The organism is Thermogemmatispora argillosa, from assembly GCF_059696725.1.
This window is the reverse complement of the sequence record NZ_AP019377.1, coordinates 3,884,654-3,904,954: the sequence shown is the minus strand read 5'-3', so window position 1 is coordinate 3,904,954 and position 20,301 is coordinate 3,884,654. Positions and strand designations below refer to the sequence as shown.

The 20,301-nt window shown below is 58.0% G+C and carries 15 protein-coding genes and 1 pseudogene; 10 read left to right on the top strand and 6 right to left on the bottom strand.

The window, feature by feature from the left end:
* Nucleotides 1-321 precede the first annotated feature (321 nt).
* Nucleotides 322-657 carry a tRNA-binding protein gene (locus AC6H1L_RS15185; protein ID WP_497598327.1) on the bottom strand — a complete coding sequence of 112 codons (336 nt, stop codon included), beginning with the start codon at nt 655-657 and terminating at the stop codon, nt 322-324.
* A gap of 938 nt (nt 658-1,595) precedes the next feature.
* Here AC6H1L_RS15185 and AC6H1L_RS15180 point away from each other — a divergent pair.
* The 5 genes from AC6H1L_RS15180 to AC6H1L_RS15160 all read left to right on the top strand — a co-directional run bounded on the left by AC6H1L_RS15180 (nt 1,596) and on the right by AC6H1L_RS15160 (nt 6,991).
* Nucleotides 1,596-2,588: an ABC transporter ATP-binding protein gene (locus tag AC6H1L_RS15180; RefSeq protein ID WP_497598326.1), complete on the top strand. Its 993-nt coding sequence runs from the start codon at nt 1,596-1,598 to the stop codon at nt 2,586-2,588.
* Nucleotides 2,589-2,747: 159 nt separating this feature from the next.
* Nucleotides 2,748-3,407 (top strand): ABC transporter permease, encoded by a 660-nt coding sequence (locus AC6H1L_RS15175; RefSeq protein ID WP_497598325.1) that lies wholly within the window; start codon nt 2,748-2,750, stop codon nt 3,405-3,407.
* Between the two features lie 33 nt (nt 3,408-3,440).
* Complete coding sequence (locus AC6H1L_RS15170; protein WP_497598324.1) at nt 3,441-4,124, top strand: ABC transporter permease; 684 nt, start codon at nt 3,441-3,443, stop codon at nt 4,122-4,124.
* Between the two features lie 139 nt (nt 4,125-4,263).
* Nucleotides 4,264-5,214, top strand: a complete 951-nt coding sequence (locus tag AC6H1L_RS15165) for a glycine betaine ABC transporter substrate-binding protein (protein ID WP_497598323.1) — start codon at nt 4,264-4,266, stop codon at nt 5,212-5,214.
* Nucleotides 5,215-5,527: 313 nt separating this feature from the next.
* Nucleotides 5,528-6,991 carry a glycosyltransferase family 87 protein gene (locus tag AC6H1L_RS15160; protein WP_497598322.1) on the top strand — a complete coding sequence of 488 codons (1,464 nt, stop codon included), beginning with the start codon at nt 5,528-5,530 and terminating at the stop codon, nt 6,989-6,991.
* A gap of 107 nt (nt 6,992-7,098) precedes the next feature.
* On the opposite strand, the gene AC6H1L_RS15155 is transcribed toward AC6H1L_RS15160, so the two are convergent.
* The gene (locus AC6H1L_RS15155; RefSeq protein WP_497598321.1) at nt 7,099-7,317 is read right to left on the bottom strand and encodes a hypothetical protein; all 219 of its coding nucleotides are present in this window, start codon (nt 7,315-7,317) and stop codon (nt 7,099-7,101) included.
* A gap of 388 nt (nt 7,318-7,705) precedes the next feature.
* Here AC6H1L_RS15155 and AC6H1L_RS15150 point away from each other — a divergent pair.
* Nucleotides 7,706-7,978, top strand: a pseudogene (locus AC6H1L_RS15150) (DNA-methyltransferase); the annotation flags it as partial.
* 141 nt (nt 7,979-8,119) lie between these two features.
* Here the strand turns inward: AC6H1L_RS15150 and AC6H1L_RS15145 are convergent.
* On the bottom strand, nt 8,120-8,983 hold the full coding sequence (locus tag AC6H1L_RS15145) for a GNAT family N-acetyltransferase (protein ID WP_497598320.1): 864 nt from the start codon (nt 8,981-8,983) through the stop codon (nt 8,120-8,122).
* A 344-nt stretch (nt 8,984-9,327) separates the two neighbouring features.
* A complete protein-coding gene (locus AC6H1L_RS15140; RefSeq protein WP_497598319.1) occupies nt 9,328-10,473 on the bottom strand; it encodes an acyl-CoA dehydrogenase family protein in 1,146 nt (381 codons plus the stop codon).
* A 142-nt stretch (nt 10,474-10,615) separates the two neighbouring features.
* On the opposite strand from AC6H1L_RS15140, the gene AC6H1L_RS15135 reads away from it, so the two are divergent.
* The gene (locus tag AC6H1L_RS15135; protein WP_497598318.1) at nt 10,616-11,902 is read left to right on the top strand and encodes an alkaline phosphatase family protein; all 1,287 of its coding nucleotides are present in this window, start codon (nt 10,616-10,618) and stop codon (nt 11,900-11,902) included.
* Nucleotides 11,903-12,097: 195 nt separating this feature from the next.
* Here AC6H1L_RS15135 and AC6H1L_RS15130 read toward each other — a convergent pair whose 3' ends face one another.
* Nucleotides 12,098-14,845 (bottom strand): ABC transporter permease, encoded by a 2,748-nt coding sequence (locus tag AC6H1L_RS15130; RefSeq protein ID WP_497598317.1) that lies wholly within the window; start codon nt 14,843-14,845, stop codon nt 12,098-12,100.
* On the bottom strand, nt 14,842-15,627 hold the full coding sequence (locus AC6H1L_RS15125) for an ABC transporter ATP-binding protein (RefSeq protein WP_497598316.1): 786 nt from the start codon (nt 15,625-15,627) through the stop codon (nt 14,842-14,844). The genes AC6H1L_RS15130 and AC6H1L_RS15125 overlap by 4 nt, the downstream gene beginning before the upstream one ends.
* Before the next feature lie 663 nt (nt 15,628-16,290).
* On the opposite strand from AC6H1L_RS15125, the gene secD reads away from it, so the two are divergent.
* The 3 genes from secD (at nt 16,291) to AC6H1L_RS15110 (ending at nt 20,278) form a co-directional block, all read left to right on the top strand.
* Nucleotides 16,291-17,667 carry a protein translocase subunit SecD gene (gene secD / locus AC6H1L_RS15120; protein ID WP_297161207.1) on the top strand — a complete coding sequence of 459 codons (1,377 nt, stop codon included), beginning with the start codon at nt 16,291-16,293 and terminating at the stop codon, nt 17,665-17,667.
* A 12-nt stretch (nt 17,668-17,679) separates the two neighbouring features.
* Nucleotides 17,680-19,212 carry a protein translocase subunit SecF gene (secF, locus tag AC6H1L_RS15115; RefSeq protein WP_497598315.1) on the top strand — a complete coding sequence of 511 codons (1,533 nt, stop codon included), beginning with the start codon at nt 17,680-17,682 and terminating at the stop codon, nt 19,210-19,212.
* 133 nt (nt 19,213-19,345) lie between these two features.
* On the top strand, nt 19,346-20,278 hold the full coding sequence (locus tag AC6H1L_RS15110) for a VOC family protein (RefSeq protein WP_497598314.1): 933 nt from the start codon (nt 19,346-19,348) through the stop codon (nt 20,276-20,278).
* Nucleotides 20,279-20,301 lie beyond the last annotated feature (23 nt).

Below are 20,301 nucleotides of genomic sequence, written 5' to 3'. Positions count from 1 at the left end.
GCTCTCAGGTGGGTTCAGCGTGGCCACATTCGCCGGCTTGCACCGCCCCGGCTCGCTGTCGAACGGTCACCACGCCTACTAGTCCTGATCATCGCATTCCGACTCTGTTCGCTTTTCACAGCCGGCTCGCCTGGGTCGCCCTCTCAGTCAGTAAGCATAGCCACTATGGTGAGAAAGGCTCAGGCTGGCCGCTGCTCAGGATTGATGATCACTACGTTGCGCTCTGTTGCTCTGGCGCTCAGGATACACCTTTTCCTGTGGGCTGTCAAGCAGGTGGGGGGAGAGGCGAGAAGGGAGGCGGGCACCGCTAGCCCGGCCTCCTCAGAACATACGTCCGCCAAGGGGTACCTCGCGGGTAGGGGTAAGCAGGATCACTTTGCCCTCGGCATCGGGAACCCCCAGCGTCAGCACCTCAGAGCGGAAGGGGCCGATCTGCTTGGGTGGGAAGTTGACCACCGCGACTACTTGCATGCCAAGGAGTTCCTCTTTTGCATAGTTGGTGATCTGAGCTGAAGAACGCTTGATGCCAATCTCAGGGCCGAAATCGATGGTGAGCTTATAGGCAGGCTTGCGCGCTTGCGGGAAGTCTTCGACAGCGATGATTTTGCCTACGCGAATATCGACTTTTTCGAAGTCTTCATAGCTAATGGTCGCCATAGCAACAGTAGCTACCCTCCTTGTAACTGTTTCCCCTTGTCTCTTCGCACCGTACCGTCTCGGCGTGGCGCCTATTATAGCATAAGATCGTCCGGTCCGCATGGATGGTCAATACTACACGCATATGGGGCGAGCGCGCTCTAGCGGTCCGCTGGTTGCGCACTAACACCAATCAGGCAGAAGAAAAACACCCGGATCGGCGATCCTTCGCGCGATCCGGGTGCCTCCGGATGGTATGGTCCAAGCAGAATGGGTACGCCAGAACACACAACTGTCGATCAGCTCAGGCCGCTGCTCTCACCTCCCGTCTGAGTTGGATGAGATGGTCATGACAGAGATCATGTGCGTGCAAATCGTGTGCCAATCCGCCGGCTAGAGAAGCCGCATCGCAACTGCTTCGTTGTGCAGGGCCTCTATCGTTACACCAGGATCATACGCCGAGAAATTCAAGAAAGTATGGGGAAGTTGTCAGATTTCTATCAAAAAATTTTTAGGCAGAAATAAGAACTGGCTCAGTCTTCAAGACGCCAATAGATGGCCTTGCTCAGTGGTCGTAGTCGCCTCACAGCGCTCTGGCGCCCTCGCCAGCACCCAAAAAGGAGCTCTCATCGTGTCTATATGGTGAGCCGCTGCTGCCGTCTCCAAGTGACTAGCCAGCAGGCTAGCTTGCGAGGGAGCCTAACCGTATGCCATAATGAAGAGGTTCGCCTCAGTCCAGGCAGGCAAAAAAGCCAGAAAGGGACTAGAGATGCGCACCTACTTTCTTGTTGGCAGAAGCTCTGGCTTGACAGCGCTTTCCAGCAGGAAAGCATGAGCTGGCACAGCGGTGCTGGTGCCTCTGTCACTATCTGACAACCGGAACGAAGCGTGAAGAGAGAGGAGCACCCGGGAAACAGTCGGAAAGAGCAACATACACTGCTCTAGTGAAGGAGTGTTGTATGGCCAGAATTGCGTTTCACGAGGTCAGCAAGTATTACCGCGGTGCCAGCAAGCCTGCTGTCGACCGAGTCAGCTTTGAGGTGGCCGAAGGTTCGATCTGCATGCTGCTGGGGACTTCCGGCTCAGGCAAAACTACCTTGCTGCGCATGGTGAATCGCCTGATTGAGCCAAGCAGCGGTACCATTACGATCGATGGTCACAACATTCTAGAAGAAAACCCTATTCAGCTCCGCCGGCGCATTGGTTACGTTATCCAGCAGGTCGGCCTCTTCCCTCATATGACTATCGCCGAGAATGTGCGGATCACCGCCGAAATCGCCGGCTGGTCCAAGGCGCGCATGGCGAGCCGCGTTGATGAACTGCTTACTTTGGTGGGCCTGGACCCGGCAGAGTATCGGCGGCGCTACCCACGCCAGCTTTCGGGAGGCCAGCAGCAGCGTGTCGGGCTGGCCCGCGCTCTGGCTGCTGATCCGGCCATCTTGCTGATGGACGAGCCTTTCGGCGCCCTGGATGCGATCACTCGCACGCATCTGCAGGATGAACTGCAGCGCATTCAGCGCGAGATGCGTAAAACGATCTTGTTCGTTACGCACGATGTTGAGGAGGCTTTCAGGCTCGGAGATCAGATCGCTATTCTCTCTGAGGGTCGCCTCGTTCAGATTGGCTCACCGGTCGATCTGCTACTGCAGCCGGCGAATGAGTTCGTGAGTCGCCTGATCGGCTCCGATAATATCCAGCGTCAACTGCAGTACTTGCCCGTGAAAAGCGCGATGATAACGGACGCTAGCGGGCTTGAGCCTCAGCCAGGCTGCTCCTCAGAGGCGACGCTGCTAGAGGCCCTGATGAGCTTGATCGCTTCTGGCTCACAGGCCCTGACAGTCTACGACGCCCAAAGCCAGGCCCCGATCGGCAGGATTACGCTCAGCGCCATTAACCAGGCGATTACTAGCGCCCGACAGAGAGAGCAGGCTGCGGCTAGTCCGGCTTTTTGAAGCGGGGGCAATTTGCTTGGCATGCCGGTTCTCTGAGCAGCGGCTCAGGCTGGCTGAAGGGAGATGGCTTGAGTGAGCTGGCATGGCCGCCGCCTGGCCCCAAACGGATTGTCCTTTGCCCCTCTGGTTTCGCGATTGTTTCTCAGCATGGGGTTGTCTATGCGTTACTTGACCAGTCCATCGAGCTACGATCTCTCAGATCCTAGCAGCATACCGAATTTGCTTTTGCAGCATTTCACGATCGTGACGATCAGCATGCTGCTGGCCTTGGCTATTGCTTTCCCTCTCGCCTTGCTGATTGTGCGCTATCGCCGTTTACGCCTCCCTGTGATCACCTTCATGGGTCTGCTCTACACGATTCCGGGCCTGGCCCTCATTGGCATTCTTGTCACGATCACTAAGCTGTCCCTGGCGACGGTCGTGATCCCTCTGGTGCTCTATGCCCAGCTTGTGCTAGTGCGGAACATCTCCACAGCCATTAGCTCTATTGACCCGTTGCTGATCGAAGTCGGGCGGGCAATGGGCCTGAATCGGGCGCAGATTCTGTGGCGTGTCACACTCCCGCTGGCCATGCCCGTGATTATAGCAGGGATTCGCGTGGCAACTGTCACGACTATCGGCATTGCCTCGCTGGCCTCGCTTGTGGATCAGGGCGGGTTAGGCGACTTGATCTTTAAGAGCATTCCTCTCGGGGACTACGATACGATCCTGGCTGGAGCCATTCTTTTGGCGCTCTTTGCCCTGGTGGCCGATTTGCTCTTGCTCTTGCTGCAGCGTGCGCTGGAACGCGGTCATCGTCAGTTGGCGCTGGCATCTTAGTTCAGGCGCTGGATGAGCGCCTCAAGGGAGAAGATGATGCTGTTGCTTGTCCAACTCTGGCAGTTCATGCTTGATCCAGCCAATGCCTTCCTGGATCACACGCTGGCTTATTTGCAAGTCTGCGCTGTCTCGGTGATCCTGGCGACACTGCTCGGCATCGCCATTGGCGTGGCCGTGGTTCGCAGCCCCTTGCTCTCGTTTATCGCTGTGAATCTGAGCGGGCTGATGCGCGCGATCCCCATCATAGCCTTTCTCGCCGCAGCTCTTCCCTATCTAGGGGTGGGCTTTAAGCCGACGGTTGTGGCCCTGACGCTGCTGGGCATCCCGCCAATCCTGCTGAACACCTATACTGGCATTCGCAGCATTGAGACCGCTATCATCGATGCCGCGCGTGGTATGGGCCTCAACACGCGACAGATCTTGCTGCGCATTCAGGTGCCGCTGGTGCTGCCAATTGTGGCGGCTGGTGTGCGGACTTCGGCGGTCCAGATTGTGGCTACCGCTACGCTGGCGGCGATTATCGGAGCTGGCGGCTACGGCGAGTATATTATCAACGGCCTTTATGAGTTTAAGACGGTTCAGATCCTGGCTGGTGCCCTGCCTGTGGCCGCGCTGGCTATGCTGGTTGAGCTGCTGATGGGCTGGCTCCAGCGCGCCCTGACGCCGCCTGGCCTGCGCGTTCAGGAGCAGGCGCTGAGCGAGGCTGCACGGGCCTGACCGAAGGTTGCTCCGGAAAGGGTGGGCGAAACCGGCCTTTTTTGCACTTCACTCACTATTTAACCCTTCATTCTTGTTCACTGGGTATACTGAGAGTGGAGTCAGCCTGTCCTATTTGGATCTTATGAGGAGAGTGTTTATGCGTTCCGTTGCCTTGCTAGTGCGGCTGCGCGCGTTGCTGCTGTTGTCCGTAGTAGGGATTGTCCTGATGACTCTGGCCGCCTGCGGTGGCTTGTCCAGCTCGGGTGGAGGGTCTTCTCCGAATAGCCAGATTACGCTGACGGTCGGTGGTAAGCTCGACGTGGAGGCCCAGCTACTGACCAAGATGTATACGCTCCTGCTGCGCCATGCTGGCTTTAAAGTGATAGAAAAGCCGGCTCTCGGCACCAACGATGTGGTCTTTAACGCGATTACCAGCGGCGCCATCGATCTCTATCCAGAATTCACAGCGACGGGCCTGCAGCGTTTGGGCCTGCAGACAACGCATGACCCGAAGAAAGACTACGAGTTGGTGAAGCAGGGCTTTGAGAGCAAGTACAAGATTGTCTGGCTGGATGTGGCGCCTCTCAATGATACCTATGGGATTTGTGCCCCCAAGATGGCGGCTGCACCTTTGCAGATTACGAAGCTCTCTCAGCTCCCAGCCGTCGTAGCCTCCCAGTTGACGGTTGCGACGCCAACGGATGGTCAGCAGCCTTTGCAGACGATGGAGTCGATCTACGGCATCCACTTCAAGAAGGTGATCGTGATGGATGAGGCGCTGACCTTTAATGCTGTCAAGCAGAACCAGGCACAGCTCAATGTCTGCTATACGACGAGCGCCTTGATCGATCAGAACGGCTTCGTGCTGCTGCAGGACGATAAGAACGCTTTCCCCATCTATAACCCGGCGCCGATTGTGCGCGAGGATACGTTGAAGAAGGCTCCGGGCATTGCCACGGCTCTGAATCCGTTGGCGCCTAAGCTGACTACCCAGGTCAGCATTGATCTACAGCGTCAGGTCACACAGGCCGTTAATAGCGGTACGCCACGCTCGCAGGCGATTACTCAGGTGGCGACTAACTGGCTGAAGAGCGTTGGCTTGCTCTAGGGCCAAACGGTGCATTTTCGCCCAGCCTCAGATTGGGCAAGGTATGGCCGGCGCTTGCCGGCGCCTGGCGGGGCTGTCGCCTGCTTGTCGGCAGCCCTGCCTTTTCTTTGCGGTGAGCGTCGTCGATCGCTCAGCCTTGTCGACTTCATGCAGCTTCCTGGCCGTGTCGTCTTTGTTGCGCGCGTCTGGTCAATCAGGGCTTCCGGCTCGCTGGCTGGCGGCAAGCGGACAGGCAATGTGCTATCATAGTTGAGACAGCGGCTCCCGAGAGCCACTGCCCAATCTGATGCGATCTTTACCCAGGGAGACGGCGATGACACGCTTGGTCAGAGAGGCTGAGCCGCAAGAGACCCGCCGGCTGACGCTGTTATCCCTGCCTCTCAACTGGCGCCTTGCCCTCCTGGCGCTGCTATGGCTGCTAGAGGCCTTTCTGCAGATACCCTTGTTCATCAATCCTCCGAATACCAGTAGTCCCGCTCCTCTGATCAATGCCTTCGTCTGGCACTGGCTTTTGACGTTTTTGCCTTATCTGCTAGCCTGTGGGCTTGTGCTGGTCAGCGCGCCGCTCCCAGGCCGAGCGCGCTACCTTGAACTTGGATTATTGCTTGGTGGGGCCCTGGTGCTACGTCTGATGCTGCTGCCTATTTCACCGGTGCTGTCGCCAGACGCCTGGCGCTATTTGTGGGACGCACGGGTGACGCTGCTTGGTTACAGTCCCTATGTCTACGCTCCAGGTGATCCGCACTTCATTCATTTGCGCGATTTCGTCTTTGCCAATAGCCGCTATCGCAATGTGCCGACGCTCTACCCGCCCGGTGCCCAGCTTTTTTTTCTGGTCAGCTATTTGCTGGCCCCCAGCAACTTGACGGTTCTGAAAACGATCTTTGTAGGCTGCGATTGGCTGGCCTGTGCCGCCCTGGCCTGGCTGCTCTCTAGGCGAGGCAAGGACCCAGCACGTTGTGTGCTCTATGCCTGGTGTCCGCTGCCAATCGTGGAATTCGCCATCCAGGGCCATGTTGATGCGCCGGCAGTGCTCTTGACGATTCTGACTCTGCTGGCAGCCGAGGCTACGACTCGCCGCGGGCGGGCCGTGACCGGCTTTTTGCTGGGGATGGCGACCCTGGTACGTCTCTATCCCGCGCTGCTCTTGTTGGCAGTTGCACGCCGTCGCGACTGGCTGCTGCTGCTAGTCTGGACCGCAACGCTGGTCGCTGGTTACTTGCCATATCTGATTTTAGGACATGGCCAGTTGCTGAGTCCTTTTGAGAGCTACGCTGGCAACTATACGCCCAATGCAGGCTTACCTCAGCAGCTTAGCCATTGGTTGGCGCTGCATACTTCCCTGAATCCGACAGCCCTTCATTGGCTGGAGGAGGGCCTCATCGTTGCTATCATGGGCGGGTCAGCACTGATAGTGCTCTGGCTGCGCTGGAGACAACGTCTGTCAGGAGAAGCTGCCTCGCTGTGGCTCTTCGCCGCCTTGTTCGCCGTATCGGCCCATATTTTCCCCTGGTATACGCCTGTCTTGATCCCGCTGGCGGCGCTGCTGCTCGTTCCCGCCGGAAGCAGACTGACCTTGGGAACGTTGGCGGCACTTTGGGCCTGGTACTTTGCCTGTGCGACTCCGCTGGCCTACTTTTTCATGTATGAGCGCGATTGGACGCCCTATTATGCGCTCGTCTATTGGCCTCCCCTCGCTGGATTAGGGCTGATTGTTGGCGGCGTTGGCTGGCAATGGCTACGTCGGGAAAGGATCGTTCGCCGGTTCTCTAGCTAGCTAGCTAGGAGGCGCAAACCGCGGCACTGGTTCACGCCTCTGCTTTGCCATTCTTACAGCTAGGTGCGGCTGTGGATATCTCATCATGAGGAGATGACAAACGGTTGCTAAGATGACTCTTCTCGTGAAGAAGAACGCCGATAGAGGTAGAGGTAGGCCTCTCCCGCAACATGACCCGAGGAACTGGCGTGGTCGACGGGCAGGAACCAGGTGCCACGTCGCTGCCATTCCGGGCTGTCGGGGCCATCGCGGCTATCCGCGCCCCAGAGCATGGCCGCTACATCGAGAAGGATGATCAGCAATACGAGCAGCAGGATATAGATCACCGGGTACCTCCTGGATCGAGACAGGCTCTGTCCTAACGCGCTCAAAGGATACTCACTTTGCAGGGTAGAGTGAAGCGGCATCTGGCTGGGGCTCTCCTTGCCTGGTTGGGCCGACGGCATCGTATTGAGGCCCGCCAGCCTCCTCGTCGCAGCGCTGCTGTTGGCTATAACAATCATAGAAGGAGAAAGGTTGCACAACCACAGCCAATCTGTAGCCTTTCCCCTGCAGTAGAGCGAGCCAATCAGTTCCAGGCATAAGTACTGTTATGTTGCTCTCGCCGCCAGCAACTCTCTTTATCTCCGACTCTGCGCCAGGGCAGGATAGGAAGCCTGGGGAAGAGCCCACATTAGGGTGGCTGGGGAGGGCGGTGCGTGGTATTATGTCTTCTATCCAACCCAGAAGCCTGAGGAGCTGCTGCGCAAAATAGTGCTCGCTTCCTCTAACCCTGGCGATCTGATCCTTGATCCCTTTCTTGGCTCCGGTACTACGGCAGTGGTCGCAGAGCAGCTCAAGCGCCGCTGGAAGGGTTGTGATATCTCCGTCGAATACTGTCGCTGGGCCGTCGAACGGATTGAGCTTGTGGAGGACTGGCCCATAGAGAGGTGGATTTTGTATGACCAGGAGAACGCTAGACGCCGGCAATCAATCAGATGCCTATAGAATCCTGCTGAAGAGACTGCAGACCAGAATCCTTGTAGACTATCGACCTGCATTGAGCACAGATCACAAACTGCAAGGGCAAGTCAGATCCTTTGAGGATCTGCTCTTTCACGACTTGTGGCTGCTGCTGAACCCTCCCGATCAGCTCACCGGTACCTCGTAATAATCAAAAGTCGTAGTGATCTCGAAGCCACAGGAACGGTAGAGCGAAAGAGCGCCTTCGTTAGTCGTATCGACCTCCAGGGCGATCCGGCGCGGACGCTGACGCAGGATATGCTCGATGGTCCAGGCCAGTGTTTGGCGTCCATAGCCCTTGCCCTGGTGCTCAGGCAACATGCAAAACCCATAGATGAAGGCCTCTTCCTCGTCATCGATATAGCGGATCAGGCCAACTACCTCGCCAGCTACCTCTGTCACCAGGGTCACTCGTCGCGGACTGGTAATGTCACGCGTTGTTTCCGCCAACAGGGCCCTATCCTCCGTCATCTCGAAGGCTCGTGCTGTAATGTGCGTCAGCAACGGGGCCTCTTCCTCCCGCGCCGGACGAATACGTATTCCTTCCCGCGGCTTCACATAGAGCGGCGCCCTGCTCAACTCCCGTACCATGCGATACTCAGAGTTGCGATAGCGCGCCTTCACGGCTTGCACAAAGCCCTGAGCCCCCAGAGACTTGCGATCAAAAAAGAGAAGAATCCGCGGCACCCCCCGATACCGTAACTCCTGATTGGCCAGGCGGAACAGCAAGGAAAAGATGCCCTGGCGGCGCCTGTCGGGGTGAACCATGCCCGTCAGTTCTGTCTCACGTGGATTGAAGCTATAGAGCGCCAGATAACCTAAGAGCTGACCATCCTCATAGTAGAGAAAGTCATTGGTCACTTGCCCTGAGCGCGAACGCAACATTTCCCAGAGCAGACGCACCTCAATGCCCTCACGCTCCCGACATAAGGCCGCCAGCGCGGCAATCTCGCGCAAATCCTCAGCGGTCAGCGTTCTCTTACGTACCAAGCCGTGTTTCTGCATCTCGTGCTAGTCCCATCTAGCCAGGCTGCTGGTCTCGGGGATCACATCCCGCCGCAGCCTGCAGTCTACCCTATGTGTCGAGCGAGACGAAAGAGCGCTGGTCATCCTTCCCCCTGGCCAAGCGGCTTGAACGAATCTGCTCAGAGAGCCATCCTCAAGGGCCATGCTGGCCCTATAAGGGATGTCATGACACCAGCGCTCCTGGCAAGCAGAGAAGACCGACGGGAGCTTCCGCGGCTTCTGGACTCCCTCCGATCTCTCCACGCCTCACGTGCCTTGCTCCCGACTGTCCAGTCAGAAAGCGACAGAGTCAGGGTTACATTGGAACATCAGCGCATACCAAGCAACTCACGCGCAATGATAAGCTGCCGGATCTCAGTGGTTCCCGCTCCGATTTCCGCCAGACGGGCATCGCGCCACATGCGCTCGACCTCGAAGTCTGTAGTATAGCCCCAGCCGCCATGAATCTGCAGCGCCTCGTTCGCCGCCCGCCATTGTGCACGCGCCGTAAAGAGCAGTGCCGCAGCAGCTTCCTTACTGACGCGCTTCCCCTGCTGAGCCAGCCACAAGGCCCGATGAGCCAGCAGCCGGGCTGCCTCCAGATCAGTATACATGTCAGCCAACTTGGCTTGAATAAGCTGGAAATTGGCAATTGGCTGCCCAAATTGCTGGCGCTCGCGGGCGTATTTGAGCGAAAGCTCCAGGGCCGCCTCAATACCACCGACAATGCTCACGGCAAAGAAAGCTCGCTCCAGGTCAAGGCCACTCATGACCACACGGTAGCCCTCGTTGACCTGGCCTAGCACGTTCTCCGCCGGCACAAAGGCCTCCTCGAAGACCAGCTCTCCGGTGGGAGAGCCATGCATACCGACTTTTTCGATCTTGCGCGCCACATGGTAGCCTGGCGTCTTTGTCTCGAAGAGAAAGGCTGTAATGCCTCGGCTACCTGCTTCCGGCCTGGTTTTAGCATAGACAATGAGCAGGTCGGCAATCGGGCCGTTGGTGATAAAGACCTTGGTGCCGTTGAGCAGAAACCCGCCCTCAACGGCGCGCGCCGTTGTTCGGATGCCCATCGCATCGGAGCCGGCATCAGGCTCGGTCAGGGCCAGTCCACCGATCATCTCCGCCGCTGCCAGCTTTGGTAGATAGCGCTGCTTCTGCTCTTCAGTGCCATTGCGCAAAATATTATGGGCACAGAGGTTCAGATGCGCCCCAAATGACATGGCGATGCCCCCGTTGGCTCGCCCAATAGCTCGCGCCACCAGGGCCGCCATCAAGAAATCACCCCCGCTCCCACCGTAGGTTTCAGGGATACCAATGCCGGTATACCCCTGAGCTGCCAGTTTCTGCCACAACCAACGTGGAAAATCATCGCTCCGCTCCAGCTCGGGCGTCAGGGGCTTAATTTCGTGTAGCGCGAACTGCAGAGCGCTCTCGTAGGCTAGCCGGTGCTCTTCAGGGAGTTCGAAGTCCATAGGTCGCCTTATCCTTTCCTCTCAGCGGAAACGGACTGCGCGCATGCGCTCTCTCTTTTCTTTTGGGAGGCAAGTTGCGTATACTCTATTATATGACGAAACCAGAGCAGCACCGACCCTCCCCCTGGAAAGCGAACTGAGCATGCTCAATACAGCTTCTGTGCAGGCCGTTGAGAAGGCCCGCTTCTCCCAGGTCTTCACGCGACCGCTCTACGACTCCTATTGCTTTGCCAATATTCCTGATACTATCCTGGCCCTGCTCACAGGCCAAGGCAGTCATCCCTTGCCCATAGACGTCCTTGGCTCACTGCCACGGCGCTATCAGCGGGTGATTCTCCTCTTTGTCGATGGCTTCGGCTGGCGCTTCTTGCAGCGTTACGCCGAGCGCTTTCCTTTGCTACGACTTGTCTTCGACGAAGGGAGCGTCTCACTCCTTACTTCGCAGTTCCCTTCGACCACCGCCGCCCATACAACAACCATCCATACCGGCTTGGAGGTCGGCCAGAGCGGCATCTATGAATGGACCTACTATGAGCCACTGGTCGATGAGGTGATCGCCCCTCTGCTCTTCTCCTACGCCGGCGAATTTACGCGCGACACCCTGATGCAGTGCGGCTTGCCGCCCTCAGCTTTCTATCCACAGCAGACATTCTACGAAACGCTGGCTACCTACGGCGTACGCAGCACGATCTTCCAGCACCGTTCTTATACCCCTTCCACCTTCTCCAACGCGGTATTCCGTGGAGCGAGCGTCTACGCCTTCGATACGCTTTCCCAGGCCCTCGACGAGCTGCGCGATCATTTGCTCTCCGCCGTGGCCAGCAGTACGACGCCCGCTTACTATCTGCTCTATTTCGACCAAATCGACGCGGCCGGCCATCGCTTTGGCCCCGACTCTCCAGAGTTCGAGGAGGCAGTTGAGCAGTTCTGGACAACGCTGGAAACAGCTTTCTACCGCCCACTGCAGGGGAAGCTCAGTGAAACGCTCCTCATGCTCACCGCTGATCACGGCATGGTCCCCGTCCACCCCGAAACAACGCTCTATCTAAACCAGCAGGCACCAGAGCTTGTGCCCATGTTACGGACAACGCGCCAGGGTCGCCCGCTGGTGGCTGCCGGCTCAGCGCGCGATATGTTTCTCTATGTGAGAGATGAGGCCCGGGACGAGGCGCTAGCTCTCCTCAAGCGCCTGTTGGCCGGGCGGGCAGAGGTCTATCTCACCCAGGAGCTGATCGACAAAGGTTTCTTCGGAAGAGAGGCTCCCAGTGAGCGGTTTCTGCAGCGAGTCGGCAACATCGTGCTCTTACCCTATGAGGGGGAAAGTGTCTGGTGGTTTGAAAAAGGACGCTTTGAAATGCGCTTCCGTGGGCACCACGGAGGGCTGACTCCGGCGGAGATGCAGATTCCGCTCCTCCTGCTGCCCGTCTAGCGACCAGTAGCGCCCGGCTGGTAACGGCAATGCGCTCCTCAGCCCAAGCCCAAGCCACCGGCAGACGCGAAGATGAGGAGCAAGGAGACGGAAAAGTAAGTGTTTCTTGCCCCCCACCTTCGCGTTGCCCATGATGAGCAGCCAGCGTGCTGTGTTCACCGGACGAAGGCAGCACCGTCAGTCCGCCTTGATCGCTTACTCGTAGCGCAGCACCTCCAGCGGGCGTACACGGACCGCTCCCCAGGCTACGAGGGCCGCTACGACCATTGCCAGGACCGCCGCCCCCCCGATGAGCGCCAGAATAATGAGTTCATTGGCCCCCAGGCTGATATTAAAGACAAAGCGACCCAATAAGCTGAGAGCCAGGCTGACCAGCAGCATGGCCAGGAAGGCCCCAACCCCAGCCACTCCCCCGTTTTCTATTAACACCTCGCTCAGGATCGAACGACTGGTATAGCCCACCGCCTTGAGAATCCCTAGCTCGCGCCGCCGCTCTAGCATGGCAAGGCCCACGGCGTTGGCAATGATGACAATGCCGGCAAAGAGCGAGAGCGAAGCGATGGCGCTCAGAGTCAGAATGATGTAGCTCAGGAATTGGTTTACATAATCGCCCAGATTCGCCAGGTTAGTCACAGAGATGGCCCCAGCAATGGCTTGCATGCGATCGAGCGCCTTATTCACCTGGGCTGGATCGATCTTCAGGTAGTAGATGTTGGTGGCCTGACCTCCAGGACTCAAGGCACGCACTAGACTCAGCGGCGCCAGCATAGCGCCAGTCGAGGTAATCCCCTGCAAGCGATAGATCCCTACTACTGTCACTGTGCGGACGAGTTTGCCATCCTCGCTGGCCAGGGTGAGCTTACTGCCAAGCCGCAGATGGCCCTCCAGTCCCTCGAACTGCAGAGCAATGTCGGGCACGAGCACGCTATCGCCATTGGCATCTGCCGCACTGAGATTGCGCCCTTGCACGATAGTTATGCCTTGAGCAGGGATCTGCCCATGTGCCAGATCGTATCCCTGCAGACTCCCCAGGTAAAAGTAAGCGGCCTGAGTTTCGAAGTTGCCTGGGGATGGGCTGCCATTCTGCTGGAGCAGCGTCTTCAACGGCACCCCATCGATGGTCAGCGGAAAGCAGGAGGCCACAATCAGACGCTGCCGCTCCTGGAGGCCAGGGACGCTGCTCCAGGCTCCCTCTAGCTGGCTGGCCTGCTGATCATTGGTGACAGCAATGATATTGAACGATACGACGCGTGCCAACGAAGTATTGATGGCGTCGCGCAGGTCCTGCCCTAGAATCAGGATCAGACCGATCGTGAAGATGCCGACGAACAAGGCCAGCATAGTGGTGGTCGTGCGTACTCGCTGGCGCCCGATATTGCGCAGGGCCATCTTGATATTGGCCTTCCAGGCAGTGGGCAGGAAGACTGTCACTAGCCCGACCGCCGTCGCCAGGAGGAGCAGCGAGCCGAAGACGGGCAGCACAAAGGTGATCAGCGCGGAAATGACAAGGGCTACCAGGATCAGAGCCAGGAAACCTGCGTTGAGCCGCTCCGGCACCGGCAGCAAGCTGATGATGATGACAGCCAGGACAAAGAAGAGACTGAGGAGCCCAAGAAAGATGAAGGTCCCATAGACGACGCCGATGCCAAGAACCACATCGTTGTTGAGCACCACAATGGCCATGCCGCAGAACAGTACCGAGAGCAAGAAGAGCAGGCCCGCTGTGAGGGCATAGCTCCCTGGACGAAAGCCCTCCGGGAGATCACGAATGACACTGAGCGGGCGAATGTTGGCCGCCTGAACAATCGGCAGCAGCCCAAAGATGAGGGCTGTCCCTAAGCCAATGAGTACCCCTCCTCCAAGGATGAGCGGATCAAAGCTGACAGGCAAACTCAACAGAAAGAGCCGCATGATCAGGCTGCGCACCAGCAGACTTACACCAAGGCCAATGGCTGAACCAATGATGCCCCCAATGCAGCCGAGCAAGCCAGCCTCTAGCCCGAAGAGCAGGTAGAGATCGCGCCGTCGATAGCCCGCAGTCTTGAGCATGGCGATCTCTGTGCGCCGCCGCAAAAGCAGCACTTGCATCGTGTGCACAATGCCTACTCCCCCAATCAGGAGCGCCAGCAGGCCAGCAATCTCCAAAAACTTGCGGATAAATTCTACTTGCTGCTGATCAGCCTTTAAAGCATCAGCCGCAGTCTGCGCCGTGGCATAGTAGAATTGATCCTGAATAGCCCTGGCGACACGATCAGTGCGCGCTTGATCGTTATTTGTGGATATATAGATATGATCGTAAAGCAACGGCATGTCAGGAGCGGCGGCCTGATAAGTCGCTGCAGACAGATAGACGCTACTACCAACCATCGCGGTCAAGCCTTCATTGGCGATAATGCCGGCAATGGTCACATGGAAGGAGCGCCCTGTAGAGCTGCTAGAGCTGGTATAGATAGTCAGGCTATCCCCGACCTTGTAGTGATATTGATCAGCAAAGTTCCTGGTTACGACGACCTGCTGGCTCTGGACCAGGCGCGCGAAACTGCCATCCGTTGGCTGGAGAAAGGCCGGAGAGGGCACCACAGGGAAGGTCTGCGGGTCAATCACAATGACCTGGAAGGCATCTCCCAAACTCGCTGAGAGCCGCGTCGAAGCGCGCACTGTGATCACCGGGGTGTAGGCGTTGATCTCGCCTTGCTTCTTGAGGCGCTCAAAGAAGGCCAGATCAGTGCTATTGAACGGGTGAACGTAGGTCGAGACATCAATGTCGCCGCCGTTGGCCTCCCGGACATTGCTGGTGAAAGCGAGATTGATCATCTGGCCAACCAGCTCCAGCGAAACGATGGCCAGCACGCCGACAGCTATACACAATACTGCCAGCACACTGCGCTGACCGCCCCTAAGAAGAGAGCGCCAGGCATATTTAAAGTACAGTGAGGCCTTCATGAGTGAATAGCCTCCCCCCGCAGCACCTCGATGGCCGCGATGCGCCCATCGACGATGCGAATGGCCCGATCAGCATGGCTGGCTACCGTGGCGTCATGGGTCGCAATAATAAAGGTTTTCCCTGTGGTATGGCGCAGGTAAGCGATCAGCTGCAGCAGCTTTTCACCGTTGGCGGCATCCAGATTGCCGGTCGGCTCATCGGCGATAATAATCGGAGGGTCCGCCGCCAGCGCACGCGCAATGGCGACGCGCTGCTGTTCGCCCCCCGAGAGCTGTGTTGGTCGATGCTTGAGGCGATGAGAGAGGCCGACCAGCTCTAGCAGCTCACGGGCCCTGGCGGCAGGCGAGCCTTTGTGCTTGCCAACATAAAGGGGGATCTCAACGTTCTCTTGAGCCGTGAGTGTGGGGATCAGGTTAAAGGCTTGAAAGACCATGCCGATTTTCTGATTGCGCACAGCAGCAAGCTTGCCTTCGCTCATGCGCGTGACATCGATGCCATCAATGATGACTCGCCCGCTCGTCGGATTGTCGAGTCCCGCAATGATCCCCAGTAAGGTGCTCTTGCCCGACCCCGATGGTCCAACGATGGCGATAAATTCCCCTTGCCGCACACTGAAGCTGATGCCACGCAGAATCTCAATGCGCTCATGGCCAAGCGGCAGGCTGCGCGTCACTTCTTCAACCTGCAGAATCGTGGCCCCAAGCGCCGGACGCCCTCCTTGTCCTACCTCTGCGGCTACAGCATGGCTCTCGGATTGACCTGCGCTCTTCTCTTCTTCCATAGCGATGATTTCTCCTTCTCTCGGCGACCTGCAACAGCGATCGCCTATTTACTTACTCTGTCACTTTCCCCTCCCCTATGAGGCATATGACGGCTCTCTCCAGGGGAGAGGGTAGCTGTCTGCTAGCCCGGCGTCAATCTCTTGCCCATCATGCTGGCTATAGCTTATTGTTATAGCTTTCGAATTTATAACATACTGCTATCTAATCTGTCAAGGGGGCTTCATGACCCTGATGGAGGTTCTGCCCTCCCTACCCTACAACAGCCCAAGCGGATAAGCAAGCTTCCTGGCGAAGGAGGGAGGAGAGAGCAGGTAGGGATGCGGCCATCTGTCGGCCCGCGAGTCCGGGATAGGCAAGCATCATCAACTATGCTATACTGCACAGGAACTCATCGTAGGACCTTGACAGAGGAAAGAGCGAGCGACTGTAAAGAATCGAACAACAGCGACCGCCTGTGCTCATCAGCGGTTCGGTTCAAGAGCAAGGGGGCCGGCACCTGCGAGTTCTGGCTGTCGCTGATCAAACCAACCCAATATCATCTCTTTCCCTGAGTTTTCTCTCCTATGGCCTTCGCAGCGCAGGCAGGGCGGCAGGGAGAGCCAGCGTCTGCGCGAGCGAGCTGGGGAGAAAGCCAGGCAGAGAGCGAGGAGAACGTAGACGCTATGCGTAGAGGAACAGCCCTACTCCTCCTGCTGATTGTTATCCTGGCGGCCTGCGCGGCCTATATTGACTGGCCTAACACGCCGGGCATTCACATCCTGGGAATTAACCATGATTTCAAGGTCAACCTGGGACTGGATCTGCAGGGAGGCGTACGCGCCTTACTGGTGCCTTCTAACCCCAACGAGCAGGTGACCGATGAGACCATTCAGGCCGCCCGCAACCTCATCGAGCAGCGCGTGAATGGCGGACTGGGGGTCTCGGAGCCGAGCATTCGCGTGCAACAGAACGGTAACCAATATAGCATCTCAGTTGAGCTGCCGGGCTTTAATACTGGTAATCAGACCCAGGCCCTGCAGACCTTGCTCCAGGCGGGCAATCTCGAATTCTGGGACACTGGTTCAACGCCTCTCTCCGAGAACAGCACCTTTGATCCCAGCCAATATACCAGTACCAACCCTGGCGGTAAGCCCTGGTTCACTGGCAAGGACCTCGACCCCAGTCAGATCGGGGTAAGCACGGATTCGTCCGGCCAGCTACAGATTAACTTTGCGATGAAGGGGGATGCCGTCGCTAAATTTGGCCAGTTTACCCAGCAGCATATCGGCGACTACCTGACCGTTACCCTCGATCGCAAGGTTATTCAGTCGGCGGTTATTCAGAGCGCCATTAACGGCCCGGGCGTCATCACTGGTCGCTTTACTCTCCAAGAGGCTCAGTCTATCGCCACGGTTCTGCGTTACGGGGCTTTGCCTATCGCCCTCAAAATCGCTAGCCTCCAGACTGTCGGCCCCACCCTGGGTACGGACTCAATTCAGAAGAGCCTGATCGCCGGCGCTATTGGCCTCGGGATGGTCGTGCTCTTCATGCTGCTCTATTACCGCCTGCCCGGCTTGCTGGCCGATTTGGCTCTGGCACTCTACGCCGGCCTGACTTTCGCTGTCTTCAAGGTGATCGGGGTCACTCTGACGCTGGCCGGGATTGCTGGTTTCATTCTGTCGATCGGCATGGCAGTGGACGCCAATGTCTTGATCTTTGAGCGTGTTAAGGAGGAGTTACGCGCCGGTCGCTTGCTGGCCGCGGCCATCGACGTTGGCTGGAAACGTGCCTGGCCTTCGATCCGTGATTCTAACTTCTCCACAATTATCACCTGTCTGGTGCTTTTCTTCTTCGGTAATACCTTCGGGGCAACGATCATCAGCGGTTTCGCCACAACGCTTATCCTGGGCGTGCTGATCAGCATGTTCACGGCGATCGTGGTCACGCGCACCTTCCTGAACGTGCTGGTACCGACAGGAGTCATCAACCATCCCGCCCTCTTTGGTCTGCCTGCTGGCTCGATCGCAGCGGCAACCGCGGGGCGACGTAGCTCGCTGTAAGAGGAGGCTGCTGTGTTCAGGCTCGTTGAAAAGCGTTATCTCTTCCTGGGGCTTTCGCTGCTGGTGATCGTGCCTGGGGTGCTTTCTCTGATCTTCAAGGGACTGAACGTCGGCATTGACTTCGCCGGTGGGTCCTCTCTCAGCCTGCGCCCCGAAAAGCAGCTTAGCATCACCACTGTCCGTAATCTGCTCAAGCCCTTCCCGCTCAAAGATGTGCAGGTTCAGCTTGGCAGCGATCAGACGCTGGCTGGTAAGGGCACTGTCTGGGTGCGCCTGAATACGACTGTCGATAGCACGGTCCAGAACACCATTAAAAAGGATCTGCAGACGCTCTACAAGAGCACGAGCCTGGGGATCACCTTCGATGATCTGACCTATAAGGGCAAGAAGGTCACGATTGTGACTGTGACCAATTTCCCCAAAGGCGTGACTCCCAAGGTCGAAGACATCAGCAAGGCGCTGAGCAAGCTGCCCAATACGACCGATACGACGAAGTCAAGCTCTTCTAGCGCAGTCTCTTCCGCGACGCCTACACCGACCTCGGGTCCTTCGGTCGCGCGCACGCCTACCCCAACGGCTAACGCTCAGGCGACGGCTACGGCTGCAGCCCAGGCCACAGCCACGGCCCAGGCCAAGAAGGTCACCCCCACCCCAACGGCCACAGCGACCGCGACGGCCACGGCCACAGCGACTGCGACGGCTACTGCGACGGCCACCCCCTCTAGTGGCTCTAGCAGCAATCCTGCCAATATTCCGGTCAAGGTTATGGAGGTCCGTCAGGGCACGACAACCCAGACGATCAACATCTTGACGGTGACGCCGCTGGATGCCAATATGCAGGCGGCTATCGAAAGCGCCTTTATCAATCAGGGCAATACCTACGTCCAGTTGCTGCAGACCGCCACCGTTCAAGGCTCAGTGGCCGCCGATACGCAGCGCAATGCTGTGCTGGCTGTGATCGCCGCCTCGATCTTGATTTTGCTCTATATCTGGTTCTCTTTCCGCAAGGTGCCACGTCCCTGGCGCTATGGCGTCTGCGCTGTCATCGCTCTGGTGCATGACGTACTGGTGGTCGTGGGCATCTCTTCGATCCTGGGCTGGACCATCGGTTTCCAGGTCGACGCGCTTTTTATCACTGCTTTGCTGACGGTGATCGGCTTCTCAGTGCATGATACGATCGTCGTTTTCGACCGCATCCGTGAGAACATGCAGCGGCGCACGGTGGAGACGTTCGAGGAGGTAGTGAACGCCAGTCTGGTGCAGACAATGGCTCGCTCGCTCAACACGTCGCTGACGGTGCTCTTTACGCTGGCTGCGCTGACGCTCTTCGGTGGCGTCTCGATCCGGCCTTTTACAGGGACGCTGCTGCTGGGTATCTTCAGCGGTACGTATTCGTCGATCTTTAATGCAAGTATGCTCCTGGTGATCTGGGAGAAAGGCGAGCTTGGCCTGAGCTGGCTGAAGGAGCGCTTCGGTGGCGGCCCTCCTCCCGCGACGAGCGCTCGCCGGGCGCGCGAACGCGAGCTGACCACGACGCGCGGCTAGCAAGGCTACTCGCTTGAACGCGGCCAGGTAGACTTGATCCGTTGTGGTCTGCCTGGCCGCCAGAGCGGTCAGATCGACGCTGCTCTGCGAAGTAGAGTTTTGGGGCGAGTAGAAAGTAGAAAAGCGAGAAGTTATGCTCACGGGTCTCGATCATGTCATTATCGGCGTCAAGGATCTGGAGAGCGCCAGTCTACTCTTTACTGAACGGCTGGGTTTGACGGTCTCAGGCGGCGGACGGCACCCTGTCGGTGGGACAGCTAATCGCATTATTGTGATCGGCGATACTTACCTGGAGCTGATTACGGTAGTGGCCCCGGATGAGGCCCAGCCCAGCATGCTGGAGCGCCTTGCCAAAGGAGAAGGTTATTGGAATTTTGCTCTGGCTTCTGATGCCATTGAAGAGGATTGCCAGCGGATGCGTGCGCGTGGGGTGCCCGTGTTGGGGCCCGCACATGGCGAGCTGCGGGCCGCCGATGGTCGCTCTCGTTCGTGGTTGCGCGCCGATATTGAGCGTCCCGACCTGGCCCAGCATTATCCTTTTTTGATCCAGCACGACAGCAGTGGCGCAGAACGCCGTTTCCGCCTGGCCGGCTGGCGGCAGCCGCCGGCCCATCCTCTGGGAGCAGTGCGCGTCTCCAGTGTGACTATCGCGGTGGCCGATTTGGAAGAGGGCCGGCGACGCTTCAGCCATATCTATGGGCTGGAGGCTTCACCTCCTTATACCGGCGAGGCCGATCACTGGGAGGCCCTTCTGACCGCTTTTCCTCTGGGGAATGGTTTTCAGAGCTTTGAGCTGGCAGCTCCCTTGCCGCTGGCCAGCGCTGAGGATGCCCTTCTTAGCCCAGGCGAGTTTTTGCCTGAGCCGGGCAGCTTGACCCGCTACCTCCAGACTGTGGGGGAGAATCTCTGTCGGATGACCTTGGAAGTGGCTGATCTGGAAGCCGCCCGGCGCTATCTTGACCAACAGGGGGTCACCTGCACCTTCCAGACAGAGCCTCAGCCCGCTCTCTGGATTCACCCGAGCTTTACCTGCGGCGCCGCCATCGTGCTGCACCAACTGGTGTGAAGCGATCCGTTAGGAAGGCATGG